The sequence below is a fragment of the Bacillus sp. FJAT-26390 genome (assembly GCF_001682865.1).
GTDB lineage: Bacteria > Bacillota > Bacilli > Paenibacillales > Paenibacillaceae > Pristimantibacillus.
Genome location: NZ_MAQX01000001.1, coordinates 783,816 through 807,352, shown reverse-complemented (window position 1 = coordinate 807,352; position 23,537 = coordinate 783,816). Strand labels below are relative to the sequence as shown.

The following is a 23,537-nucleotide window of genomic DNA, read 5'->3' as shown; positions in this document are numbered from 1 at the left end:
GCAATCGCCCAACAAGGTTGAAACGCCTATTAAAGTCTTTCAATTAATTTGCGCAAAGAACGATCCGCTTCCTTTAATACGACTTTCTTATCGACTGTTCTTACAAGCTTGCCCTCCATGAGGATTTGGCCATCGATTAGGACGGTATCGACATCTCCTCTTGTGGCTGCATAGACGACTCTTGAATACCAGTCGGCATCAAATGACGGATACACGTGAAAGTCTTCAAGATCCAGAAGCTGCAAATCCGCAAGCTTGCCGATCTCGATGCTGCCGATCTCCTTCTCCAAACCAACGACCTTAGCGCCGCCCATCGTCGCCATCCGCAGCACTGTCTTGGCATTCATAACCGTCGGTCCATGCTTCACCTTTTGCATGTAGGCAGTCAATCGCATTTCTTGGAACATATCGAGATTGTTATTGCATGGAGCGCCATCCGCGCCGATCCCCACATCTATTCCTTGCTCCAGCAAGAGCGGAATTTCGGCTACGCCCGACGCAAGCTTCATGTTGGAGCCCGGGCAATGGGTTACTTTAACGCCCCGCTCTCGAATAATCCGTTTCTCCTCGTCATCAAGCCAGATACTGTGCGCTAGAATCAAATTTGGCTTTGCAAGCCCAATATGATCCAAATAAACAACGTTTCTCATCCCGCGTTCCGCTTCTACCATTGCGATCTCGCCTAAATTTTCCGAAGCGTGCGTGTGGACCATTACGCCGTATTCCGCGGACAGATCACGAACGCCAACAAGCAGCTCCTCTGTACACGAAACCACAAAACGCGGGCAAAACGCATACTGAATTCTTCCATTCTCCGCTCCATGCCATTTTTCCAATAAATCGACGCTGGCCTGAAGCGATTTTTCCGTATTTTCCTGCAAGGCAAGCGGCACCTCGGTACCATGATCCATCATCACTTTGCCTGAGAGAGCGCGAATGCCGCTTTCCTTAATCGCTTGAAAAGCAGACTCCGTATAATGCACCGTCTCCATATCCAAAATCGTCGTCGTTCCGCTCCGAATCAATTCCCCAATTCCGAGCATGGCGGAGTAATAAACAGAATCCTCGCTATGCGCCGCTTCGAGCGGCCATATTTTTTCTTTAAGCCATTCAATAAGCGACAAATCATCGGCTCTCCCGCGAAAAAGCGTTTGACAAAGATGGATATGCGTTTGTACAAAGCCAGGCAGCAGCACTTTGCCGCCCGCATCGATTATTCGATCAACCCCGCTCGTCTCCAGCCGCTCTCCCATTTGCGCAATTCGATTGCCTTCTATTAATACATCGCCAGTAAAAATGTGATCCTCCGCATTCATCGTCATCACTACGGCGTTTTGAATAAGTATCGTCGTCATAACTCTCTCCCCCTCATGCATATATCCATTCTGATTGCCCCATTAATTAACTAAATATTCTGATATTTAAAAGGATTCATAAGATCTATTACTTATGGCACTACCCGAAAGCTACGCTCCATATCTATCTTTATGCGCCGATTTTCCGCTCAAATCGCTTAAAGCATCTGTTCACCAAGTGAAAGCCCATCCAGCCAAACAGAAAGGAAATGCGCGCTTTCGCTTTCGATGTGTAAGTTTATCTAACATCATAATGCAGAAAGATAAGTTAGGCAAGACGTTTCATGAAATATTTATATGCAAAAGCTTGTTTTTTGTCCATTCCTAACACATATATAACATTGAATACGCAAAAAAAGGCATCGATCATTGATCGATGCCTACGACTTTCAAGCTAGGCGTACTTTACGCTTGGCTTGGCTGCTTATTAGCCATGCTTGCAGGTATAATATGCTCGAACAAGAGCTGTCTCGACCATATCGCATCATTGCGCTTCGTCACTTGCTTTCGGATGACAACGACAAGCTCCTGCTCTGGGGCAATCAACAAATATTGACCGCCATGGCCAAAAGCAAAATAACATTCGCACCGCCCATTATGGCTTTCAGGCGAATGCCACCAATGATAGCCGTATCCGCCATAAATCGGCGGCTCATAGTGCATCAAGCCGCGATGATGAAGCTTGGTCGATTTCTCTACCCAATCTGCGGACAGCAGCTGCTAGTTGTCAAAGCGACCTTTTTGCGCGAATAGGCTGCCAATACTTGCTAAATCCCTTCCATACAAGGAGAGTCCAGTCCCGCCTTCATTAACGCCGCCTCTCTCCATCCAGCGAGCGCTATGGAAGCCAAGCGGGCCAAACAAATAATCTTTGGCGAACGACAGCGCCGGCATGCCGACCGCTTTGGTCAAAATCGCCGACAGCAGGTGCGACCCCCCTGAGTTATAGGCAAACGCAGTCCCAGGCTCGGATATGAGCGGCTGCTCGAAGACGAATCTGATCGGGTCCTTAGCTTCCTTGAAAGCTTTATAAGGCTTATCAAAGTCCGGCCAGTCGAATCCAGGCGTCATCGTCAAAAGATGCTTAATTGTTACTTGGCTCAGCGCACCGCTAATTTCGGGAGGATGCTCCAAAAAATCCGTTATCGGCTCATCCACGCTCGCTATGAAACCCTTATCGATGGCAATACCGATTAACGCCGATAAAATGCTTTTGGTGCAGGAATAGAGCGGACCCATCGAATCCTTGCCGCTCTCATACCATTCGCCCAGAAGCCGCTCGCCTTTTAACACGATAACCGTCTTCATTTTCCACTCCGAAAGCTGCTTGCGGTAACCTTCCAAATCGATCGAATTCATAGCTGTAATCGACCTTTCTACGATGCATTTCTTTGCTGCTGTTCAGACTGTTTGAGCTTTGGCAGACCAAGGGAGACAAACACAACAAATACCGATAGAACGGCTACCCAGACGAAGATCGTATGCAAGCTTCCTGCGAGAACCGATGGTTCGATCGAATCGGCTTGCCCAGTATGCAGAAGCAAACCAAAAACGGTAATGCCGATCGTCTGCCCAAGCGTGCGAATAAAGTTATTGCTGGCAACAGCCGAGCCGCGAAGCTCCCAGCCTACAGCTGACGATACAGCAACGGTCAAGGAGGTCAATGACAAGCCGAACGATAGACCCGCCGAGAACGTATAAACGATAAACAAGACAATCGGAGTCGAGGCCGTCATAAATGCGAAGCCGATGCTGCTGGCGAGCAGGAAGAAAGCCCCAACAACGCCGATAAAGCGCAGCCCTTTTTTGGAAATCCAATTGCCAGCCAAAATCGAGCCAAGCGGCCAAGCAACCGAAAGCGGTATCATGGCAAGCCCTGAATAAGTAGCCGGTTTGCCGTATACGCCTTGTATCCACAATGGCAAGTAAAATATAACGACAACATTGATGACACATAGCAAAAAGCTGTCCAAATTCGCCATGCTGATAATCCGATTTCGAAATAGCTTAAACGGAATGATCGGTTCCGGTGAGCGCATCTCAATCCGGGCAAACAAAGCAAAAAACAAGATGGAGACTATGATCAGCAAGCCAATCGTCCAAGCAGAGCCGCTCCCTGCCTCGCTTTCGCGAACGAGCGTCATCGCATAGAGCAAGCTGAACATGGCAATCGTGAAAGTAATAATGCCGGGGTAATCAATATGTTTTTTCTTCTTCTCAAGCTTCTCCCGCAGCGATGTCGACAACAAATAAATTGCCACGATGCCAAACGGAAGATTCATGTAAAAGATTGCTCGCCATGATATGTAATCGACCAATAGCCCGCCTAACAAGGGACCAGAGATGCCTGCGATGCCCCAAATGCTTGACATCCAGCCTTGTACTTTCGCGCGCTGCTCGAATGGATATAAATCCCCGATAATCGTATAGGGTATCGTCGTAAGCGCGCCAGCTCCCAAACCTTGCAGCGCACGGAACCATATGAGCTGATTCATCGTCTGCGCCACGCCCGATAACATCGAGCCTGCAAGAAAAATCAACGCTCCTACGATAAACATCTTCTTGCGTCCATACAGGTCGGATAACTTGCCGTATATCGGTGTCGTAATGACTGTAGCTAGTAAATAGATTGAAATAATCCAGCTGTACTGCTGAATGCCCTGAAGCTCCCCCGTAATGCTGGGCATTGCCGTACTGACGATCGTCCCCTCGATTGCGGCAAGGAATGTAGCGACAAAAAGGGCAATCGTTACTTTTTTGCGAGTTTGATTTACGTTCATTGTTCATCCTTTCCGTCATTCTGTGAGCAAGAATAAAATAAGTTATTATGATCCTTTCTATTATGATCGCTGTAAGCGTGAAATATCAACGTATATATTCAAAATTATGACGTTTGCAGCAAATTGACCCGTGTCCACTGCAAGCAGCCTCGTTTGCATAGTCGCAAAATATAGGACGGCCTTTCGGTTTCATTCATCAGCCAAAAATCTTGATCGCTAAATAGCTGGCACAGCGTTTCCTCAGCCATTTTGCAAGCAGCTTGTTCATCTATTAGTAAGGTAACGCATACCGTATAACATAATGATTCGTAACCCCTTAATATTTCAACCTTTTTCTGGAAATCAAGCATAACAATAGTCGCCCCTTCATACGCATTAAACCTACTCCCCTATTGTATCTGCTAGTTGTAACCAAGTTGTTACAGAATGGTAAAAGTTGAATCCTTCTCATTTGTCATACGTATGAATGATATCCTTTCAGATTTGAATGTGATAACATATTTGATGTGATTCAATCGAGATTCTATTTTTTGGAAAGTAAGGATGTTGGCTAATGTATGACTTATTATTGAATATAATAGATGAGATTGGTTATTTCGCACTCTTTCTCGTTTTATGCTTGGGCTTGATCGGTTTGCCCATTCCAAACGAAGCAGTTGTAATGACAGGAGGCGCATTAGGCGCATCCGGCATTTTATTGCCTATACCCGCTTTTATCATGACCTTCCTCGGCATTTGCTCGGCGATGACATTTGGATACAGCATCGGAAGGTTTGCGGGAAGCAAGCTGTCCGATTGGTTTAAAAGAAAAAAGAATATCGGAAAATTTGTCGCGAAGTCTGAACAGCTTAGCGAACGCTACGGCGGATATGCAATCAGCCTCAGCCTTTGCCTTCCTTTCTTGAGACATGTCACGCCTTATGTGATGGGCATGAACCGCATGCCCTACAAACGTTTTATCCTTTTCGCATATCCATCAGCATTGGTCTGGACGCTCATCTACTTCATTATCGGTTCCGTAGTTGGAGATCAAGTGCAGGATCTCTCCGATCACATATACCGCTACGGCATGTGGATCATATACGTTCTCGCGGCGGTCGTTGTCGGCTATATCGCTTATAGGTACATGAAGGGCAAAAACAAGAAGGATCAGATCGAACGGCCGATGTAGCCGCTCCTTATCAAGAGCCATCGCAAATCGCGATGGTTCTTTTTGATTAGTTCAACATCTTATCCAAAGAGAAGCTATCGAGCGATAGAGGATGAAAGAATATGATGTAAGCGCTTAATTAGACATCCGACCTAAAATATCATACCTTCATTTGTTGTATAATTGTGCACAGTGTGCATCGGCCCCGACTTTCCTGAGAGTGGAACGTCAATTCAAGCGAAATCAACTAAAGCTTTTCAAACAACAATCCAAGGAGGCTTCTTTGCTTTGCTCGAACAACTAAAAAAATCATGGTTTTCTAACGTGCGCGGCGACGTATTGGCTGGAATTACGGTTGCCTTGGCACTCATTCCCGAATCGATCTCGTTCTCGCTGATGGTTGGCGTAGGTCCGATGGTTGGCTTGTACGCATCCTTCTGTATCGCCGTCATTATCTCAATTGTTGGCGGAAGGCCCGGAATGATTTCTGCCGCAACAGGCGCGATGGCATTGCTCATGGTATCGCTTGTCAAAGACCATGGCATCGAGTACCTGTTTGCTGCTACGATACTCGCTGGCGTACTGCAATATGTGATGGGCGTTCTAAAGCTGGGGCAGCTCATTCAGTTCGTGCCGCAATCCGTTATGCTCGGCTTTGTAAATGCGCTTGGCATTCTCATCTTCACCACGCAGCTCGTTCATTTTGTAGGGGCGAGCTGGATCATGTACGCGCTCGTTGCGTTGACGCTTGTCATCATCTATACGCTTCCTAAGTTCACGAAGATCATCCCGTCGCCGCTCGCAGCAATTATTATCGTATCGCTCATTGCGGTCGCGATAGGCGCCGATCTTAAAACCGTTGGCGACAGAGGCTTAATCGAAAGTACATTGCCTTTGTTTCACATTCCTGATGTGCTGTTCTCGTTCAAAACGTTATGGATCATTTTACCGTACTCGTTCTCTCTATCGATCGTCGGCATTTTGGAGTCGCTGCTCACGGCCTCGGTGCTTGATGAAATGACGGATACGTCCAGCAATAAAAATAAAGAAGTGAGGGGTCAAGGAATCGCCAATATCGCAACAGGCTTTTTTGGCGGAATGGCAGGCTGCGCTTTAATTGGACAATCGGTCATTAACACGAAATCCGGAGGCCGTTCAAGGCTATCCACTTTTGTGGCCGGCTCCTTCCTGCTCTTTCTCATTATGGTCTTAAGCGATGTCGTCAACAAAATCCCGATGGCAGCTTTGGTCGGCGTTATGATTATGGTCGCCATCAGCACCTTCGATTGGAAATCGGTGTATCAAATTCATAAAGTACCGCGCACGGATGCGCTGATTATGGTCGTAACGGTCGTGATCGTGCTGATCACGCATGATTTGTCCAAAGGCGTTTTTGCCGGCGTCGTGCTGAGCGCATTCGTTTTTGTTGGGAAGATGGCAAAAATACGCGTTTCTATCGCTGCAGACAAACCAAACGCTCGCACGTACCAAATAGCCGGCCAGTTGTTTTTTGGTACGACAAGCCGCTTCGTTTCCCTTTTCGATTATCAACAGGACCCTAGCAAGGTCACTCTTGATTTCAGCGGGTCGCATGTGTGGGACCAATCCGCTGTGACAGCCATTGCAAAGGTCAAGAGCAAATACGAGCAATTAAATAAGCAAGTTACGTTCATCGGTCTTAACGAAGAGAGCAAGCTCATTATCCGCAAGCTCGGCTTAACCTCTTCAAGCGGCCATTAAGCTCAAAAAAAGCTCATGCTTGTTCACCTCGAAGGTGTCCAAGCATGAGCTTTTTTCTTAGGGCATGTTATTCGTCTTTGACTAGCTTTTCTTTGGCTGTATCCACGAGGAAGTCAAACAGCTCGTCATCCTCTTCAAGCAAATCCTCTAAAGCCAGCAGTTGTTCTTCTTTGCCTGATTCATGCAGGAAAAACAAGCCATAACCCCACTCTTTGCCTTTCTTGCTGTGCAATGCGATTTCATATTCATTTACATGTCCTTCTACTCCAAAATGAACCTTGCCTACGTAGCCGTCTTCCTTCGAATACGTCATGGATGCTTCTAATACATTGATGTTAATCACTGCTATTCTTCCTTCCTATCTGTTCGTTACGGCGTGAGCTGGTTGATTTGGCTTAACAGCTCGTTAATTTTGTTGATTGTATCCGGAATACCCGTTGATTCAAACACGGCTCTTCCTTGCTCTATATTCGTGAGAGCTTGATCGAGTCCCTTCTGAAGCGTCGTATTGTATTCGGCAATCGAATGATGAAGATCCTTGGCGTAGTCTGGCACCTGAAGCCCCTCATAATTCACGACCTGCTCCTTCAGAGCGAGCAGCCGCTCCTTCAAATCGGTTCTTGCATCAAGGTCAGTCATCGCCTTCTCCGCAAGTGCATTCATATCTTGTCCGAAGTCCGTTAACGATTGTAAGTAATCCGTCGTTTCTGTTGCAAAATTTACCGTTTGGCCTACTTCATTCATAATACCACAGCCGGCTGTAAGAAGCATTATCGAGAGCATCAGCAGCGTTACGCTTCGTTTTATCATCCGAACCCTCCTTATTATCTGGCGGCGCCGCCGGGGGGGCGAACGCCTATCCCTGTTCATGCATACATTACAGTACGAAATGAGCTCATTCTGGTTTCGTGTATGTCACAAGGAGATGATCGGGATGGTTATTCAACTATCGGCGCTTCACTGGGTTTATTTAGGCTTTATCATCGCCATTATTGGATTTATGCTGATGCGGCGCGATACTACGCTTATTTGTATTGCGGGGATTTTAGGCATCGGCATACTTGCAACCACGTCGGCAAGCGGTTCTGTAAGCGGCATTTTTAACAGCTTTATTTTTGCCATAAAAGAATTGCTAGGCACAATCTTAATCATATCGATCATCGTTGCCATGAGCCGCGTGCTCATTCGGACCGGCATAAACGAAATTATGATATCACCCTTCACCCGTTTCCTCCGTACGCCTACGCTTGCCTTCTGGGGAATAGGGCTCATTATGATGGTCACCTCGTTCTTTTTCTGGCCTTCTCCGGCGGTTGCCCTCATTGGTGCCGTACTGCTGCCCGTTGCCATTAGAGTCGGCTTGCCTGCGCTTGGAGCCGCGGTAGCAATGAACTTGTTCGGTCACGGCATTGCCCTATCGGGCGATTATATTATTCAAGGAGCGCCAAAGCTTACAGCGGATGCCGCTGGCATACCTGTCAGCTCGGTCATGCAAGCCAGTATTCCACTAGTCATTGTAATGGGCGCCGTTACGACGGTAGCCGCTTTCTGGTTTATGCGGCGGGATCAAAAGCTAGGAACGTGGCGTGATGGGCTGATTGCGGCGGCGGATGTGAAAACAGGTGTCTCAGACAGCAGTGAAGAGTCCGACCGCAATGCCTTGTCATTGGGAACCAAACGGCTGCTAGCTGCCATTATTCCCGTCCTGTTCGCGCTAGATGTGCTTGCCATGTTCATGCTAAATCTTCAAGGCGGTGATGCAACCGCTCTGATTGGCGGAACCGCTATTTTAATCATGCTTCTGATTACGATGATGACCCACAAAGGCAAAGGCTTCGAGAAAACGACCAGTTACTTGATAGAAGGTTTCCTATTCGGCTTTAAAGTGTTTGGCCCCGTCATTCCGATTGCGGCATTCTTTTATTTGGGCGACTCGGGATTTATCGCAATGTTCGGCGAGAAGCTGCCCGAAGCTTCCCATGGTATCGTCAATGATTTAGGTCTCGCCCTTGCTCATGTCGTACCGGTAAACGGTGTCGTCGGCTCCATCACCTTAACAATCGTAGGCGCTGTCACCGGCCTTGACGGCTCCGGCTTCTCCGGCATATCGCTGGCGGGCTCTATCGCTCAGCTATTCGGGCATGCCATCGGATCAGGCTTAGCTACTTTAACCGCTCTTGGGCAGGTTGCGGCCATTTGGGTAGGCGGCGGCACCATTATCCCTTGGGCGCTTATTCCGGCAGCGGCAATTTGCGGAGTAGATCCTTTCGAGCTCGCGCGCCGCAATTTGAAGCCAGTGCTTATTGGACTTACGGTGACGACGATCGTCGCTATGTTCTTGATTTAGGCCTTTTTTGCTTCCGATAATAAACGTACCCGACTAGGATCGCGGCAAGCCCTCCGATTACAAGATAGAGCTTCCAAGGCGATGACTGCTCCTGTTGCTGCAAGTCTGAACCTGGCTGCGGCGGCAATGAACCGCTGCCTAGCCAAGTGATATGCTCATTCGCTTTGCTGTGCAGCATCGTGCCGCTGCAAAGGCTCACTTCCATCGACTTTCCAGTTGCAGCGGCGTAGACCAAATAACGCTCGCCTTCCTGGAATACAAAGCCGCATGTGTCACTGCCGCTAGCTGTTAACACTTCGATCGTTGGCGTTACATGTCCCTTCCACACTTCGTTGACTTGAAAGCTTGCTTTCACCGCTTTCGCTGACGAGCGGAACAAGGCTATTGAGGAAGGTTTTACTGATTTGGCCGTTCCTTCAAATACGGCGTCGCTTTTGTTTTTGGCCTCTTCAATCGAATCTGGACGTACACAAGAGCATGCTGAAGCATCGTTTGGAAAAAACAGCATGCTGGCGGCAAATACAGCTGCAACGAGCCATATTCCGGTCCAACGCTTAATGCTTTTCATAAATAGTCCCCTGACTTTTATCTATAATAGGCAAAAGTAGCCTTTAAGCTTAGACGCATATTACTGGGAAAATGTTGCAAGGATGGGAGCGCGCAAAAAGGCTGTCTCTACAACAGCATACGCTGCGATAGAAACAGCCTTCCATTTGTTACCCTTTTGAGCTTTGCTTCGACTCTTCGATAAGTTCAACCTTAGCCGGCCAAAATGCTTTCTTGCCCAGCAAGGTCGTAATCGCCGGGACTAGAAATGGACGAACGATGAACGTATCCATTAAGACGCCGATCGCTGTAATTAAGCCAAACTGGACAAGCACTTGGATCGGCAGCGTGGCAAGCACGGAGAACGTGGCAGCAAGGATAAGCCCTGCCGACGTAATAACGCCTCCCGTTTCGCTTACGCCTTCCTTGATCGCTTGCTTCAAAGGCATGATTTTGCGCTTCTGCCAAATGCTTGAGATCATAAAGATATTATAGTCCTCGCCGAGCGCGATTAGGAATACGAATGCGTAAAGCGGAATTGCGCCTTGAATGGCATCAACGCCCATGAAGTAGTGCAGGATGATCCAGCCTAGACCAAGCGCGGCCGCAAAGGATAGCAATACGGTGCCTATTAAGTAAAGCGTAGCTGTGATGGATCTTAAATACGCCAGCAGCAGTATCATAATAAGCCCAATAACAAGCGGGATGATCACGCTGTTATCATGATCTGTAAGCACCTTCGAATCATATTGCGTGGCGGTTTGTCCGCCAATCCATACCTTCTGATCGGCATCCGCTACATTCACGCCAGCTAGCGCCGCCTCCGCTGCCTCATGCAGCAGCGGAATCGTATCCATCGCTTCGGAAGAGTAAGGGTTCGTGTTCAAAATAACCTTGTAAGAAAGCAAGTTTGGATCATCGATGCTTGGCTGCGGTTCCTGAACATGGTCAACAAGCGGAACCTCGGCCAGCTTGCCTGCCAAGTCAGGCGCCGATCCCTCTGTTTGCGCGACAACTGTAATCGGCGCCAAGTCGCCTGGCGTGAATGATTTGGATATCAATTCAAAGCCTTCTCTAGATGGCATATCTTTCGGGAACGAAGAAAGCAAATCGTAAGTAAATTTAATTTGGCTGGAGAAGCTCGCTAAGATGCCTAAAACCACTACGGATGAGATGACAACCATCCATGGCTTTGCAATGACCAAATTGCCGATTTTGGAGCTGAACTTCTTCTCGGCATTTGGCTTGCGGTAAGGCTTTCCTTTTTTCCCTGCACGCGCCTGCTCCATAAATTCAGTGCGTGGAATGAACGGGAAGAAGGAAGCTCTTCCAATAATCGAAAGCAATGCCGGCACAAGCGTTAGGCTCGCGATGCCCATAACGAGAATCGATAAGCTAAACGGTACTGCAAAACGATCGTATGCGCCATATTTTGCCGCCAGCAAAGCTAATAAGGAAAGCACTACAGTAAAGCCGCTCATTGCGATTGCGCCGGATGCGTCTTTGAATGACCGTTTTAACGCAGCCATTTTGTCGCTCTCGCGCGTGAGCTCTTGGCGGAAATGCGAGATGAAGAACAAGCAATAATCGGTGCCTGCTCCGAACAAAAGAACGGTCATAATCGAAATCGCCTGCGCATCTACTGTTATCCAGCCCTCGCCTGCCATCCAGCCAAGCAGCGGGCTTGTGACGGCATAAGCAAAGCCTACCCCGATTAAAGGAATGATCGCGAGAATTGGCGAGCGGTAAATGAGCAGCAATAGAATAAGCACGATCAGCACCGTCGCGATAAGCAGCGATACATCTGCGCCTTTGAACAGATCGGTCGCATCAACCGAGATGCCTACCGGACCGCTGACACGGACGCTAAGCGCCGACGAATCATCTACGGCAACCTCAAACGGATTTTGGCCAGAAGCATCATTTATAATTCCTTTGATCGTTTCAATGTTTTCCTTTAAGATCTCTGTTTCGGTCTGCTCGCCGAATGATATGGGCTGCACAAGCGTCGTACCATCTTCCGAAGCGAACTTTTGCAGGGCAGGCACAGGCATTTGATGGAGCGGTACGACCTCTCCCTGCTCTTTAAGCGGTTTGTCGATTAAAGTCTGCGTCGTTTTCTGAATGAGAGAAAAGTCTTCCTCGGTTAAGCCGCCATCACGGTGCCAGACGACCAGAGCTGGAATGCCCGATGAGCTTGGGAACTTGTCTTTAATAAGCTGTTCGGCGATGACGGATGGACTGTCTGACTCAAGGTTGGGAGCATTGCTTTCTTCTTTATCGCCAACCGCAGGAAGAAAGACGCTAAGCAGCGCTGCAATAACTATCCATGCTACTAATGTAATCCACTTGGTACGCGGTCCGGCGATGATCCCAGCTAATTTTTCGATCATTTGTCAAATCCTCCATTTCACTTCTTCACCTTTATCGTTTAAAATAAATGAATGCTACGAATTAATTATATATACCCAAAGGTTAATTAATCAATCCTTAATTTTTACAATTTGATGAATGGAGGGCTTGGCGATGAGCGACGAGCAAATAAAACGCAAACCAGGCCGGCCCAAAGGGACAGGCTCAGATCAGACGATGCAGCAGATTTTACGCACAGCGGCCTATCTTTTTATGGAACAAGGATTCGAGAAGGTGTCCCTGGAAGGCGTAGCTCAAGCCTGCGGCGTTACAAAGGCAAGCGTTTATTATTATTTCACAAACAAAAGCATCCTCTTTACCGAATGCCTGCAATTTGTTCTAAAGATGGCTTATGATCAAACGGCTAAGCTCGTACATGGACCAGGTACGCTCAAGGAAAGAATGCTAACCGTTGCCGAACGTCACATGAACAATGCTCATGTTGAATTCGAGACGATGATGCGGGAAGCTTCAACCGGCTTGACCGAGGAGCAAGTGACGCGAATTCGTGCCAGCGAGAACGCTATTCATGAGCTTGTCGCAAGCGTCTTCCAAAAGGCAATGGACGAGAGTGAAATCAAACGCGGCGATTCTTTATTGCTCGCGCATGTGTTCACAGCTATGCTCACCGTCCGAAATCGGAAAGAAATTATTAATTCGGAGAAAACAGTGGAACAAGCGGCCGCCGAAATCGTAGAACTATTGTGGACTGGCCTTGAGGCGCATTCGACAAAAACATAATTTGGAGGAAATGAAATGCTAAAAACCGTTATAGGCCGATTGCGTGTTATCGGTTTGTTTGAAGGATTATCCTTCCTTGTGCTGCTGCTCATCGCAATGCCGCTCAAATACTGGGCTGACATCCCGGAGGCGGTAGCGATCGTTGGCGGGCTACACGGGGCATTATTTGTACTTTATATGCTTGCTCTTCTTCACGTTTGGATCACTTACCGCTGGTCGATCTTCAAGGTAGCGGCAGCCTTTATTGCAGCGTTCCTCCCACTTGGAACGTTCGTACTCGACAAGAAGCTGCTTCGCGATCAAGCTTAAATAAGGGTAAAGAAAGAAGACCAGAGCGGAATGCTCTGGTCTTCTTTCTTTCTATATAAGATTAGTTGTGAAATTCCTGTCCGTCATGAACAGCTTTCACATAACCTGCCCGGATGACAAAATCTCCGAAGTGTTCACCTGTCTCACGTTCTTTCGCGTACTGATGGATAATCGGCTTTAACGTATCTAAAATCTCGGTTTCGTCGATATTTTCCCGGTACAGCTTATTCAGTCTCTCTCCGGCAAAACCCGCACCCATATACATATTATATTTGCCGACTGACTTGCCGATGAACGAGATCTCGCCTAATGCCGGCCTTGCGCACCCATTCGGGCATCCCGTCATTCGGATGTTAATCTCTTTGTCGCGAAGTCCAGCTTCATTAATGATTGGCTCAAGCTTGTCAATCAAAGTCGGCAGGTAACGTTCAGCCTCTGCCATCGCAAGGCCGCAAGTCGGCAAGGAAACGCATGACAAGGAGCTTCTGCGCAGTGCAGAATGCTGAGCGCCGTCATTAAGTCCGTATTGCTCGACCAATTCCGTAATTTTGCGTTTCTTCTGGCTGCTGACGTTGCCGATAATTAAATTTTGGTTCGGCGTAATGCGGAAGTCGCCGCTATGAGCCTTAGCGATTTCCCGAAGACCCGTCATCAGCAGATAACCGTCCTTGTCTTCAATACGTCCGCTTTGGATGTACAACGTCAAATTCCATTTGCCGTTGCTGCCCTTCAACCAGCCATAACGGTCGCCATTGTTCTCGAATTGGTACGGGCGCACAGCCTCAAGCTGCCAGCCGAGTCTGTTTTGCAGCTCGGTTTTGAACCAGTCGATGCCATGACGGTCGATCGTATACTTAAAACGTGCATTTTTGCGAACCGAACGATTTCCGTAATCCCGTTGGATCGTAACCGTCTTCTCTGCCAAATCAACAATGCGCTCCGGCGGGCAGAATCCGATAACCTTGCCCAGCTGCGGGTACGTTGCCGTATCGCCATGAGACATCCCCATGCCTCCGCCAACGGAGATATTGAAGCCCTTCAGCTTGCCGTCTTCAACGACAGCAATATATCCGATATCCTGCGAGAAGACGTCTACGTCGTTATGCGGCGGAATCGCAAAACCGATTTTGAATTTGCGCGGCAAATATACAGGTCCATAAATAGGCTCTACTTCGCCTTCTTGTTGACCGTCAACAACCTTCTCTCCGTCCAGCCAAATTTCATGATAAGCGCGCGTACGCGGTGCAAGGTGATCATTCACCTTGCGCGCCCAGTGGCTTACCTCGCCGTGAAGATCGGATTGAAACGGATTCGGGCTGCACATGACATTGCGGTTGACGTCGCCGCAGGCTGCCAATGTAGTCATCAGCTCGCTGTTGATTTTTTGAAGCGTCGGCTTCAAATTCCATTTTAAAATACCGTGCATCTGGAAGGTCTGGCGAGTTGTCAGGCGCAATGTTTCATTGCCGTATTTATGTGCCAGACTGTCCATCGCAAGCCACTGCTCGGACGTAGCTACGCCGCTAGGAAGCACTACGCGAATCATGAATTGAAAAGCTGGCTCCAGCTTCTGTTTTTCACGCTCGTTGCGCAAATCCCGATCATCTTGCATGTAGCTCCCGTGAAATTTCAACAACCGATTGTCGTCCTCAGGCAACCCGCCCGTAATCGGATTTCTTAACGTTTCGACAAGCGCACCGCGCAGGTAATTACTTTCGATCTTGATATGCTCTACCTCGCTTGGCGGCCCGCCGATAGGCTTAACCAATTGCTCTTTCGCCATTGCTGCTGTCTCCTCTCGCAATCATTCACATACTCATGTTGTTTTTTAAAACGATCTATTAATACACGTCGCGCTGATAGCGCTGCTGCTGCTGCAAATCGTCCAAATAAGCGGCCGCTTCTTCTTGGCTCTTGCCACCTTCTTGCTCAATTACTGTAATCAGCGCAGCATGCACATCATGTGCCATATGCTTCTCGTCGCCGCAAATATACACATATGCGCCTTCCTGCAGCCACTGGTACAGTTCACGGCTCTTCTCCAGCAAGCGATGCTGCACGTATACCTTCTCTTCCGTATCACGGGAGAATGCAACATCGAGCTTTGTGAGTACGCCATCCTTAAGCATTCTCTGCCAATCGGTCTGGTACAAGAAATCCGTGACAAAATGGCGGTCGCCATAGAAGAGCCATGATTTCCCGTCTGCACCGAGCTCCTCGCGTTCCTCAAGGAATGCGCGGAAAGGCGCTACGCCCGTACCCGGACCAACCATAATGATCGGCGCGTCCGGATCAGCCGGCAGCTTGAAATTCGGATTTTGCTGAATATAGATCGGCAGGCTGTCGCCCGCTTCAACTCGCTCTGCACAATGCACGGAACAAACGCCGTACCGCTCGCGGCCATGCGCTTCGTAACGAACCGCTCTTACCGTGAGATGAACCTCATCCTCATTCGCTTTGAAGCTGCTCGCTATAGAATATAAGCGTGCCGGAAGCTTCCGCAAAATAGCGACAAAGCTGCTAGGCGTTAACTGCCAAGGTGCGAAATCTTGAACCAAATCAAGCAGGTCGCGCCCATTGATATAGCTCTTAAGCGCTTGCTCTTGCCCTGGAGCCAGCAGCTCTTGTAGAGCTGTGTTCGAGGTGAGCTGAGCGGCTTGCGTTAGCAATGGTTTCGTTAAAGCTGTAATTTCGTAATGCTTTAGCAGTGCCTCGCGCAAAGACTTTTGCTCGCCATTCTTATTAATAGCAACGGAATCGGTAGGCGCAAAGCCCAATTCATGAATAATGGCATCTACTAGAGCCGGATGGTTCTCCGGGTATATGCCAAGGCTGTCGCCGGGCTCATACTGCAAGCCTGAGCCTTCAAGGGAAAGCTCCAAATGGCGTGTTTCCCGGTCAGAGCCGCGGCCGTTCAAATTGATGTTAGCAAGCACTTCGGCTTTAAACGGATTAGTCCGTGAATACACAGAAGCCTCTGGCGTTGTGCTGCTGCTCGACTCTTTAGCAGAATCACCGGATCCAGCAGCTGCTGAGCCAGCGCCTTCATTTAGTGAGCTAATAACCTGTGCGATCCAGCCAGCAACCGGCTCATCGTAATCCAGATCACAATCAACGCGCGGAGCTAGCCGCTTGCCGCCAAGCTCCTCAAGACGCTGGTCAAAATCCTTGCCCGTCTGACAGAAAAACTCATAGGACGTGTCTCCAAGAGACAGCACGGAGAAACGCAGATTCTCAAGCTGTGGCGCTCTCTTGCTATAAACAAACTCATGGAAAGCCCGCGCATTATCCGGCGGCTCGCCTTCGCCATGCGTACTGACGACCAAAAACAGGTTTTCTACTTTTTTCAAGCCATTTGTCTTGAACTTGTTCATCGCAGCTAGCGTGACTTGGAATCCTTGCTCTTCCAGCTTTCGTGACAAGCTTGTTGCGATTCTTTGGCAATTGCCGGTTTGGGAGCCAAAGAGCACCGTTACCTCGCGGGAAACGGGAGCTTGACTTGCTATAGAGATGACCTCCGCTGCGTTTGACTCTCCCGAAACAGCTTGCAGCTCCGTGCTTGCTGTCGATAAAGCCGTTGTTTGGCGGGCGAACAAATAGCCTGTAAGCCATATTTGCTGAGACTCGGTTAGGGATGGCAGAAGGCGATTAAGAAGCTCGACTTGCTCTTGACTAAAAGGACTGTTCGTTACCTGAAGTTGCAACAATATCCACCTCTCATAAACATAAAATCATCTTCTATTTTAATAGTCAGATAAAAAAAAGCATTATAATATTACTTAACCTAACATAATCAGACAAAACCTTCAACGATGTTGTACGCCGCTCCATTTCCCATATTTATGCAATTCGGCCCAATTACCCGTTAAAATAAAGAAATCAGGGCTATTTGCCCTGATTTTCGTTAGTTTATTAGAAAAAATGATGGTTTGGATATAAAAAAGTGATAGTTAAACGATTTATTCTTCCACTAAAATGGCGGCTAAATGAAAATCGTTCTCGTTATTTTCGCTTTATTTAAAAAATTATAAAATAAAAAAGGGCTGCCAATGCAAACCGATAATAGGCGAACCATGAAAGCCTGATTTTTTTCATCATATTAATGAAGGTAACTACAGCTATCATTCCGACGATGAAAGCGGCAATGAGACCGATCAAGAACAACGGCAAATCCGACATCGTGAGGAATTCTCGGCTCTTGAAAAGATCGATCCCGCTCGCGCCGGCCATTATGGGAACGGAGACGATAAACGTAAACTCTGCAGCAGCCTTCTGGCTGGTGCCAAACAGCATGCCGCCGGAAATCGTCGAGCCTGAACGCGAGAAGCCCGGCCACAAAGCGAGCACCTGGAAGCAGCCTATCGCAAAGGCTTGCTTATATGTAATATCGTCGAGCTCCTCTGCGCTAGGCTTCCTCCTCACCCGATCCGCGATAATCATGAGTATCCCGCCTGCAACAAGTCCGATCAGAACCTTTTGCGCGACAAACAGCTCCCCTTTAATAAAGGAATGAAGGAGGACGGCACAGATTCCGGCAGGAGCCATCGCAATAATAACGTGAAAAGCGTTTAATCCCGATTTTTTGCCGATATTAAAATTGAGCAAGCTTGCAAACCGCTTTCGATATAAGACCAGCACAGCAAGAACAGCCCCGAATTGGATGACCACCTCAAAGGTTTTGGCTTTGTCACCCGTAAAATTCAGCAGCTCTCCAGCCAAAATCAAGTGGCCGGTTGACGATACGGGCAAAAATTCCGTCAAGCCTTCTATGATACCCATAATAATGGCATTAATTAAATCACCCAACGCCCGATTCCCCCTCAAAAAAATGATTCACAACCGCTTTATACAAGCTTATGCATGTCCGTATGCGTCCATCTCATTTTCTGTCAAATCGGTGACAATTTCTATTTTGCGGATACGGTTATCGTCTCGCTCGCGTATGATAAACGTCATATTGCCATACGTCCACGGTTCTCCTACCGGCAGCTCCGGCTTCTGATTAAACAGCCAGCCCCCGATCGAATCCACCTCTTCGCTTTCCAGATCCGTACCAGCGGCATCGTTCAAATCGCTGATCAACGCTTTTCCGTTAACCAGATACCGCTGCTTCTCAATGAATTCGATTTCCTTCACTTCGTCTGCATCAAATTCATCACGAATTTCCCCAACAATCTCTTCAATGATGTCCTCGATCGTAATTAAGCCGGCCGTTCCGCCGTACTCATCGAGCAAAATCGCAATATGAACGCGTTCCAGCTGCATTCTACGAAGCAATTTGTTGATCGGCATGACCTCTGGGATGGACATAACGGGCTGAAGCAGCTCATGAACATCGACATTCCGATCTGTGTCATATCGCAGAAAAAACTTTTTTGTGTTAAGAATGCCTATAATATTATCCTTGCTGCCCTTGGCAACAGGAAACCGTGTATATTGCTCCTTCTTGATCGTAGCTAAATTTTCTTCCGAGGTTTGATCCACATACAAACAGATCATATCGGTTCGCGGAACCATGATTTCCCGTGCGAGCCTTTCATCAAAGGCAAAAATCCGGTTCACGTAACCGAATTCGCTTTGGTTGATTTTCCCGCTTTCATAGCTTTCCGACAAAATGATCCGGATCTCCTCTTCGGAATGCGCTTCGTGCTCATTTGCGGGCTTTAGTCCTAGCAGTCGCACCAATCCATTCGCCGAGCCGTTAAGCAGCCATATGAACGGAAACATCACCTTGTAAAAAACGATGATGATCGGAGCCGTCCATTGACTGACCTCCTCCGATTTGATGATCGCCAGCGTCTTCGGAGCAAGCTCGCCTAGCACGACATGCAAATACGTGACGATTACAAAAGATATAACAAACGATAGAACCGAGCTTAGCTCGCCTTCTATATGGAGACGGTCAAATATCGGATGCAACATTTGCTCAACCGTCGGCTCGCCTAACCAACCAAGCCCGAGCGCCGTAATCGTAATGCCAAGCTGGCAGGCGGATAAATATCCGTCAAGCTTGCTCGTGACCTGCTCTACCGCTCTAGCATTTTTCAAGCCTTCCGCTACCATTTGATTGACCCGGCTAGCGCGCACTCGAATAATTGCGAACTCCGTCGCGACAAAAAACGCAGTAAATACGAGCAATAACGCGAATATTAAAAGTTTTAAAACCATAGTTATCTCCCTTTTCTAGCTGGAGATGCTATTAATAGCCTACCTCAACCGATGCATTAACGATATAAATCAAATCGTTTTTATCATCTTTATCCGGCAGGACTATACCGCTGGTTGTCAGCATGCCGCCATCCATCAGCTCAACGGTCACCTGACCGTATGGCAGCACCGCTTTTACCTGCTCAATATCAAGCAGCTCATGGTCGCATGGAAGCGCTAGCCTGACTCGCACCTTCATGTTATCGAGCGACCCGCCAGGCAGAACAGACCGCAGTCCGGGCATCGAATTGTGGTGAATCGCGTTTTGGACCGCACGCACCGATGCCTTCGTAATATTTTGACCGTGAAGATCGCATCCCATGCCAATTTCTATAAAAAATAAGTTGTCCACTTAAATATCCTCTCCCTTATTTATGCATTTGATACATGCTTGCTCCATTACCACGGCACATCATCATTCGGACTAGTTCCCTCGCCTGCCGGAGTGTAGCTGTAGCCGGAATCAGCGTCCTCGGAAGGCTTTTTGCTTCCAATGCGCGGCATGACATCGACCAAATCCAGCGGCTGAACGAGCTCCACCGGCGACATGCCCTTCTCAAACTGGAAGGCGTCTCCTTCGATGACAACGACATAACGGCCGTTATGTTTGGCAAAATGAATGGCAGCGCCAAAATCAGCCAGCAGCCCCTTCACCGTTACGCTGTCCAATTTAAACGAAAACGGCAAATCCGGCTTTTGCTCGACTAACGCGGCGGCAGCTACCTCCACTTGCTCCGGCGTCCACCACTCCTGCAGGTCACGCTTCTCGCTCGCCGCCCATACCTCAACCGCATTTTCCTCTTCACGGCGCTCGGAGCTCTCATCCTCCTGCCATTTGTCGGCAATGTATTGATGTACCATTTCTACGACCTGCTCACCCATAACCTCTGGCAACGGCTTCTCATAGGATACATATTTAAGGAAGTCCTCAAAATAACGGGCATGCGACGCCTGATGAATTTTGAGCTCCCAGTGCTCCAGCATTCCCTCCTCCGGCATATGCGGATATTGGATGGACTTGATGCTGCGAGCGCTTATCGCCATTTCTACTTGCGAAATCAAGTTTTTCTCATCGGAAATCCGGGCGATCTTCGGCTCGAAATCACATTTGAGCAAAAACAAAAACGGCTCATCGAAATACGTATTCAGCTTGGACAAGGCAATAATAAACGCTCCGCCCCTTACTGCGCTCGTATCCATATAAATGCGAACAAGCTCGTCCGCGATGCCGATAAACCGCTCCTTCGAGTCCGCGTCACGCAGCCTCTGAAATAAATTGTAGTTTTGGTTGCTTCCCAGCTCATAACCCGGTTCCACCATAAATCGGCCGATTTTGGTAGGAGCGCCCGCAGAGTTCGGATTGCGCTCTACTTTCCTTTTGACGATGCGCTTAAATTCATCATCCAAAAACTTCTGAATTTCGCTATCCTCGTAGGTGTCCTCTTCGAGCGTTTGATAATGCTTGAATCGCTTGCCTGATGAGGCAGCGCTCTCCTCACCATCGGTATGAATGACGAAAAATGATAAGTACTGCATATTAAAATCCACGTTGATAATTCCTCCAAGCTAACTAATGTCATCTCCTTAGGATAGCATATCTCTCCTCTTCGCGACATCAGACGGGAGAACCTCGCAAGCAGACTTCGTCATTGCAGCGTGCTCTTAGGCGGACATAGGCAGCATGATGCATAGGGCTAAAGAGTGGCTGGTGCAAGCATGTAATGCAATAAGGTATGCCATTATTTTCAACCAATTTTACAATTTTAAATCAGAAGGGTTATTCACGTTGAACGGAAAGGCTGGCTTTGCAGGGTGTAGGAAAGAAAACAATTCCATCCTAAATAAAGACGCAAGCCGGGGGTGTTTTGTAACAATCTGTTGGAGGAATGTCGGAGTGTGAAGATCCATCTCAAACGGCGGCTGCGATAAACAGATTCATAACCGCCGATTTGAAACGCGTGGATGTATGAATAAGAATGCTTAATAAGGTGCGGCTTGGTAACGGTAAGCCGGCGTCCGCTCCGTATCATCAAAGCTGCGATGCCAAATGCCGGTAGTAGCGGGTGACATCGGCGGGATTAGCCATGACCATCGCCCGGTAACCGCTCTCCCATGATCCAGCTCTTGCTTCTCGAAACGAAGGAACTGCTCGGCAGCCGTATGATGATCAACAATGCTGACGCCCTGTTTTTTGAAAGAATGAAGCACCGCTGCATTCAGCTCTACTAACGCGCGGTCCTTCCAAAGCGAAGTATTCGTCGCCGTATCGAACCGGAACAGCTTTGCAACGGTTGGCAATTGATTATAGCGATCGGTATCCGATAAATTTCTTGCGCCGATTTCCGTACCCATATACCAGCCGTTAAACGGGGCTGCTGCATAGGAAATGCCTCCGATCTCCAGCGCCATATCGGATATAAAAGGAACGGCGTACCATTGCAGCTTCAATTGCTCGAATTCACTATTTTCCGGATGCGACAGAGGTACCTCAAGCACCGTTTCTTGCGGCAACGGAAACCACTTCGGCGCTTTTCCCTCCAGCTGAATGACAAGCGGCAGCACGTCGAATCTAGTACCCGCTCCACGCCAGCCTAGCTTCTGGCAAGCATCGGTGAAGGCAAGCGATGCTGAATCGCCAACGATTTCGTTTTCCTTGCGATAGCCTGCATAACGAACTAGCTGATGATTCCATATTCTTAAGCGGTTATCCGAATGGCTCGCAGGAAAAATCGTAATCGCCGGCCGAATCCTTCCGCTGTTGGTTGCATAGCTCATATGGTTGAATATGCGTTCTGCTGCGCCAAGCTCATCGCGAACATCGCGAGCATCAAACACTTCAAGCGTCTGCCAAAACAAACGTCCGATGCAGCGGTTATTGTTCCGCCAAGCCATTTTCGCGCCATGCTTCAGCTCTTCATAGGTATGCGTGTATGCGCCAGTCTGCTCAATTTGCTCCAAAACCTCTTGAATTCTTCGTTTCGCATCCTCTTCGCTCTTGCCAAGCTCAAAGTAAGCTTCTCCCAAAAAAGCCGTTGCTTGCTCAGCTATCTTTCTTCTCGTGGTTGTTGTCATCCTCATTCGCCTCGTTCTCCGCTAGCTTTAACAATACTCTGCGTTTTCTATATAACATCGTCGCCGCTTCCGACACATCGTTCAGCATGCCTCGATTAATTATAGCTCCAAATAGCATACCTGCTACCGGAATCATTTGAAATAGCTTCTTCCAGCCAAAATTATCCCGATAAACCGTTATAACCTCTCGCCAGCCCTGCAGCTGCGACATCATTTGATTGCTGCGGCTCGTTTTGTCGTAAGCGCTGAGCTCCTCCAGAATCGCTTTTTTTCCTACGATATCAGACGATGCGAATTGCATGACCTTAACCGCAAAGACGCGCTCCTCTTTTATTTTCGGATCGAAGCCATAACAGATCGCAATCTCTTGAATAATTTTTAGCGACAGGCCAAGAACAGCCGGAATATCGACAGCCAGCGTAAAAATGCCGCCAATGCCGGTTGTCGCTCCCTGGAGCGTCGCAAGCGTCGAGCGGCTTGTTGATAATTGCTCCGCGCTTCTATTCATAACGAGCAGCGGCATCCCGGCAACATCTTCAATCGTAAGCCGGTCTTCTTCCTCATTGGAAAATACAGCTGCCGGATCAGCGTTGCGCTGCATCCGTTCGATGACCGAGCGTTCGGAAATGAGATATTTCCCTCCCGTTTGAATATAGCTGCCGATCTCGTCGACCGCTTGTCCGATCTTCTCTTGGATGAACTTTGGCGTCACTTTATCGAGCAGCATAAACGGCAATCGCCCAAGCTTCTCCCAAAACCATAAATCCTTCTGGCTGCTCTCCCAAGCCGCGATCTCGCGCAGCGCTAATTGCAAATTCTCCTCTGTATCTAGTGCACCAGACAACGCCATCACTCTCCTTGTTTGCAAGTAATACGCA

At 48.3% G+C, this 23,537-nt stretch carries 21 protein-coding genes; 5 read left to right on the top strand and 16 right to left on the bottom strand.

Translation table 11 applies throughout. The features are described from left to right. Positions 1 to 29: 29 nt before the first annotated feature. The 4 genes from A7975_RS03790 to A7975_RS03775 all read right to left on the bottom strand — a co-directional run bounded on the left by A7975_RS03790 (position 30) and on the right by A7975_RS03775 (position 4,135). Positions 30 to 1,355, bottom strand: coding sequence for a 5'-deoxyadenosine deaminase (locus tag A7975_RS03790; RefSeq protein ID WP_065384164.1), 1,326 nt, complete (start codon positions 1,353 to 1,355; stop codon positions 30 to 32). 405 nt (positions 1,356 to 1,760) lie between these two features. Next, entirely contained in the window at positions 1,761 to 2,018 is a 258-nt protein-coding gene (locus tag A7975_RS03785) for a hypothetical protein (protein WP_065384163.1), read from the bottom strand. A 57-nt stretch (positions 2,019 to 2,075) separates the two neighbouring features. Then, positions 2,076 to 2,714: a serine hydrolase domain-containing protein gene (locus A7975_RS03780; protein WP_065384162.1), complete on the bottom strand. Its 639-nt coding sequence runs from the start codon at positions 2,712 to 2,714 to the stop codon at positions 2,076 to 2,078. A gap of 17 nt (positions 2,715 to 2,731) precedes the next feature. Further along, positions 2,732 to 4,135: an MDR family MFS transporter gene (locus A7975_RS03775; RefSeq protein ID WP_065384161.1), complete on the bottom strand. Its 1,404-nt coding sequence runs from the start codon at positions 4,133 to 4,135 to the stop codon at positions 2,732 to 2,734. Positions 4,136 to 4,688: 553 nt separating this feature from the next. On the opposite strand from A7975_RS03775, the gene A7975_RS03765 reads away from it, so the two are divergent. Both A7975_RS03765 and A7975_RS03760 read left to right on the top strand, forming a co-directional pair. Next, positions 4,689 to 5,306 (top strand): DedA family protein, encoded by a 618-nt coding sequence (locus A7975_RS03765; RefSeq protein ID WP_053375866.1) that lies wholly within the window; start codon positions 4,689 to 4,691, stop codon positions 5,304 to 5,306. Positions 5,307 to 5,573: 267 nt separating this feature from the next. Beyond that, a complete protein-coding gene (locus A7975_RS03760; RefSeq protein ID WP_065384159.1) occupies positions 5,574 to 7,025 on the top strand; it encodes a SulP family inorganic anion transporter in 1,452 nt (483 codons plus the stop codon). Positions 7,026 to 7,092: 67 nt separating this feature from the next. On the opposite strand, the gene A7975_RS03755 is transcribed toward A7975_RS03760, so the two are convergent. Beyond that, complete coding sequence (locus A7975_RS03755) at positions 7,093 to 7,368, bottom strand: hypothetical protein (RefSeq protein WP_442950619.1); 276 nt, start codon at positions 7,366 to 7,368, stop codon at positions 7,093 to 7,095. Positions 7,369 to 7,394: 26 nt separating this feature from the next. Continuing rightward, entirely contained in the window at positions 7,395 to 7,835 is a 441-nt protein-coding gene (locus A7975_RS03750; RefSeq protein WP_053375864.1) for a DUF6376 family protein, read from the bottom strand. Positions 7,836 to 7,959: 124 nt separating this feature from the next. Here A7975_RS03750 and A7975_RS03745 point away from each other — a divergent pair, with 124 nt between their 5' ends. Continuing rightward, complete coding sequence (locus tag A7975_RS03745; RefSeq protein ID WP_065384158.1) at positions 7,960 to 9,372, top strand: hypothetical protein; 1,413 nt, start codon at positions 7,960 to 7,962, stop codon at positions 9,370 to 9,372. On the opposite strand, the gene A7975_RS03740 is transcribed toward A7975_RS03745, so the two are convergent. Together A7975_RS03740 and A7975_RS03735 are read right to left on the bottom strand one after the other, a co-directional pair. Further along, positions 9,356 to 9,940, bottom strand: coding sequence for a hypothetical protein (locus A7975_RS03740; protein WP_065384157.1), 585 nt, complete (start codon positions 9,938 to 9,940; stop codon positions 9,356 to 9,358). The genes A7975_RS03745 and A7975_RS03740 overlap by 17 nt on opposite strands. A gap of 148 nt (positions 9,941 to 10,088) precedes the next feature. Then, on the bottom strand, positions 10,089 to 12,311 hold the full coding sequence (locus A7975_RS03735) for an MMPL family transporter (protein ID WP_065384156.1): 2,223 nt from the start codon (positions 12,309 to 12,311) through the stop codon (positions 10,089 to 10,091). 133 nt (positions 12,312 to 12,444) lie between these two features. On the opposite strand from A7975_RS03735, the gene A7975_RS03730 reads away from it, so the two are divergent. Beyond that, a complete protein-coding gene (locus A7975_RS03730) occupies positions 12,445 to 13,071 on the top strand; it encodes a TetR/AcrR family transcriptional regulator (RefSeq protein ID WP_053375860.1) in 627 nt (208 codons plus the stop codon). A gap of 15 nt (positions 13,072 to 13,086) precedes the next feature. Continuing rightward, positions 13,087 to 13,380 (top strand): DUF3817 domain-containing protein, encoded by a 294-nt coding sequence (locus A7975_RS03725; RefSeq protein ID WP_053375859.1) that lies wholly within the window; start codon positions 13,087 to 13,089, stop codon positions 13,378 to 13,380. 61 nt (positions 13,381 to 13,441) lie between these two features. On the opposite strand, the gene cysI is transcribed toward A7975_RS03725, so the two are convergent. The 8 genes from cysI to A7975_RS03680 form a co-directional block, all read right to left on the bottom strand. Further along, on the bottom strand, positions 13,442 to 15,163 hold the full coding sequence (cysI, locus tag A7975_RS03720) for an assimilatory sulfite reductase (NADPH) hemoprotein subunit (protein WP_053375858.1): 1,722 nt from the start codon (positions 15,161 to 15,163) through the stop codon (positions 13,442 to 13,444). Between the two features lie 58 nt (positions 15,164 to 15,221). Continuing rightward, positions 15,222 to 17,084: an assimilatory sulfite reductase (NADPH) flavoprotein subunit gene (locus A7975_RS03715; protein ID WP_065384807.1), complete on the bottom strand. Its 1,863-nt coding sequence runs from the start codon at positions 17,082 to 17,084 to the stop codon at positions 15,222 to 15,224. A gap of 313 nt (positions 17,085 to 17,397) precedes the next feature. Continuing rightward, complete coding sequence (locus tag A7975_RS03710) at positions 17,398 to 18,186, bottom strand: undecaprenyl-diphosphate phosphatase (protein WP_065384155.1); 789 nt, start codon at positions 18,184 to 18,186, stop codon at positions 17,398 to 17,400. 48 nt (positions 18,187 to 18,234) lie between these two features. Further along, positions 18,235 to 19,548, bottom strand: coding sequence for a hemolysin family protein (locus tag A7975_RS03705; protein WP_065384154.1), 1,314 nt, complete (start codon positions 19,546 to 19,548; stop codon positions 18,235 to 18,237). Between the two features lie 31 nt (positions 19,549 to 19,579). Continuing rightward, positions 19,580 to 19,939 (bottom strand): Lin0512 family protein, encoded by a 360-nt coding sequence (locus A7975_RS03700; protein WP_053375855.1) that lies wholly within the window; start codon positions 19,937 to 19,939, stop codon positions 19,580 to 19,582. Between the two features lie 47 nt (positions 19,940 to 19,986). Next, positions 19,987 to 21,135 carry a DUF3900 domain-containing protein gene (locus A7975_RS03695; protein WP_082197955.1) on the bottom strand — a complete coding sequence of 383 codons (1,149 nt, stop codon included), beginning with the start codon at positions 21,133 to 21,135 and terminating at the stop codon, positions 19,987 to 19,989. Between the two features lie 432 nt (positions 21,136 to 21,567). Then, positions 21,568 to 22,659 carry a nitric oxide synthase oxygenase gene (locus tag A7975_RS03685; RefSeq protein WP_065384152.1) on the bottom strand — a complete coding sequence of 364 codons (1,092 nt, stop codon included), beginning with the start codon at positions 22,657 to 22,659 and terminating at the stop codon, positions 21,568 to 21,570. Continuing rightward, positions 22,628 to 23,509 (bottom strand): EcsC family protein, encoded by an 882-nt coding sequence (locus A7975_RS03680; RefSeq protein ID WP_065384151.1) that lies wholly within the window; start codon positions 23,507 to 23,509, stop codon positions 22,628 to 22,630. The genes A7975_RS03685 and A7975_RS03680 overlap by 32 nt, the downstream gene beginning before the upstream one ends. Positions 23,510 to 23,537 lie beyond the last annotated feature (28 nt).